This window comes from Candidatus Thioglobus sp., from assembly GCF_028599055.1.
In the GTDB taxonomy this organism is placed as follows: Bacteria; Pseudomonadota; Gammaproteobacteria; order PS1; family Pseudothioglobaceae; genus Thioglobus_A.
Genome location: NZ_JAQRMS010000188.1, coordinates 1 through 2,114, shown reverse-complemented (window position 1 = coordinate 2,114; position 2,114 = coordinate 1). Strand labels below are relative to the sequence as shown.

At 38.8% G+C, this 2,114-nt stretch carries 3 protein-coding genes and 1 pseudogene; all 4 read right to left on the bottom strand.

Going from position 1 to position 2,114, the window contains the following annotated elements; all coding sequences use genetic code 11:
- Positions 1-188 precede the first annotated feature (188 nt).
- A pseudogene (locus PSN35_RS07360) lies at positions 189-404 on the bottom strand (type II toxin-antitoxin system RelE/ParE family toxin); the annotation flags it as partial.
- Between the two features lie 193 nt (positions 405-597).
- Complete coding sequence (locus PSN35_RS07355; protein WP_300031568.1) at positions 598-933, bottom strand: type II toxin-antitoxin system HicB family antitoxin; 336 nt, start codon at positions 931-933, stop codon at positions 598-600.
- Positions 933-1,181: a type II toxin-antitoxin system HicA family toxin gene (locus PSN35_RS07350; protein WP_300031565.1), complete on the bottom strand. Its 249-nt coding sequence runs from the start codon at positions 1,179-1,181 to the stop codon at positions 933-935. Before PSN35_RS07350 ends, PSN35_RS07355 begins: the two co-directional genes overlap by 1 nt.
- Before the next feature lie 132 nt (positions 1,182-1,313).
- On the bottom strand, positions 1,314-2,114 hold an 801-nt coding region (locus PSN35_RS07345), incomplete at its 5' end, for a polysaccharide biosynthesis protein (RefSeq protein ID WP_300031562.1).

The window sequence follows — 2,114 nt, the reverse complement described above, 5'->3', positions numbered from 1 at the left end:
TGACGCCGATTGCCGCGTTGGGTTATGTGGTGTGGATATCCAGGAAGGACGACTCTTGCTAATCTTGCCATGGATGAATTATAGCATGGCTAATAATTAAGTATTGTGTCCCTTTAATTAATAGCATTTCTCCAGGATGGGTTGGCGCTCGGTGTGTTGGTATTCTAATCATAATTAATCTCCACTTCTTAATGATAATCAATAATTTCTACATTGGCAGGACCTTGCTCGGTCCAAGTAAAGCAAATCCGATATTGTTCATTAATTCTTATACTATTTCGCCCCTGTCTTTTTCCTATTAACTTCTCTAACCTATTACTTGGCGGAACTCTCAATTCCTCGATATCAACAACCGAATCCAATTGATCGAATTTTCTTGTCGTCACCTTCCATAACTTTTGTGGAATTAAAGGGACACAATACTTAATTATTTACTTTCGGCCCAGGCTTGTTTTTTCTAAGAACTCTGTCAAGCAGCCCCTCTGCAGTTTTCACAAAGCCCTCTGCCCCAAGTGGCCTGCCTGTTCGCGCATGCTTTTGTAGCTCACCAACCTTGTCACCTTTTAACATCTTGGAATTAAAGGTGGAATTAAAAAGTTAATTTGTAAAACTTTCAGACAATGTTTTGCCAATCAAAGCATTTAACGATATATGCTCTTTTAAAGCTTTTTTATAAATTTTTTTATGCAGAGCAGGATCAATTCTGACATTAAAAACCCCTTTGTAAGTTTTTTGTGGATCTCTGTTTAATGCCGTGCAAGTTTCGATATATTCATCAACGCTATGTTTGAAGTTGGATTCTAATTCATCGACATTAGTAGCCTCAAAAGTTACCAAATCATCAACCATCTCTAACTTACCAAAGAAGCACTTATCTTCATTAGAATACTCAACGCTACCGATATAATTTTTATATTCAATAATATTGCTCATTACATAATCTCCTTTAATTTAACTTGTATCTGCTTTACCAGGTACATCTTTAATAAGTTACTTGGGTGGGGTTTGTGTAAATTTATCAAGTTATCTTCTTTCTTATTGTAAAACTTTACAGCAGAGCCTTTACCCTCTATCTTGTCATACCCAAAACCTATTAATAATGAGCTCAATTCATCAAATGTTAAATCTTTTCTAATTGGTTTTTCAAGAAATTTTTTTAACAGTTTTTCTTTCTTACTCATGAATAATATGGTACCATAATTTAGTTACAAATTCAACAAATATATTTACACGCCTGGTTCGGCTTCTTCTGCCATAATAGTGAATTCCTAACCCTATCCTCGAATAGCGCTAAAACAACAGGTTTGACCCCGCTATTCAGATTTGTATAGCAAATCTGATATATCACATTGCGGTTTGAAGCCTGGAACGATCTTAATCAAAAGCTCACGCAGATTTGCTTGATCACATTTTACAATCGCATTTTGCAGCTCATCCAATATTGGGCTTAACTCATCCCAAGCAAGCAACTCTTCCTTTGCGCGCATAATCAGTGGATTATCCGTCTCGCTAACATTATCACCAATCAGTAACTCTTCATACAGCTTCTCACCAGGGCGCAGGCCAGTATATTTAATCTCAATATCCCCACCAGGATGAGTCTCGTCTTTCACCTCTAATCCACTTAAGCGAATCATCTTCTTAGCCAAATCATCAATACGCACTGGCTTACCCATGTCTAATACAAAAACATCACCTCCTAGCCCCATCGCGCCCGCTTGAATCACCAACTCCACCGCCTCAGGGATGGTCATAAAGTAACGAATCATATTCTCGTCCGTTACCGTTACCGGTCCACCAGATTTAATCTGTTGTTTGAATAGTGGAATCACCGAGCCACTAGAACCCAGCACATTGCCAAATCGCACCATGGTAAATTTTGTAGCGCTTTGCTTAGCAGCTAAAGCTTGCAATACCAACTCCGCACTGCGCTTAGTGGCACCCATGGTATTGGTCGGGCGCACGGCTTTATCGGTAGAGATTAATACAAAAGTCTCAACGCTAGATTCAATAGCCACTTGCGCACAATTCAAAGTACCAAAGATATTGTTATCAACCCCTTCGGTATTATTAAACTCCACCATCGGCACGTGCTTATAAGCCGCTGCATGATA

What these genes read in the sequence shown, in the direction of transcription:
- PSN35_RS07355 (WP_300031568.1), bottom strand. Translation starts at nt 933, where the DNA reads ATGAGCAATATTATTGAATATAAAAATTATATCGGTAGCGTTGAGTAT.
- PSN35_RS07350 (WP_300031565.1), bottom strand. Translation starts at nt 1,181, where the DNA reads ATGAGTAAGAAAGAAAAACTGTTAAAAAAATTTCTTGAAAAACCAATT.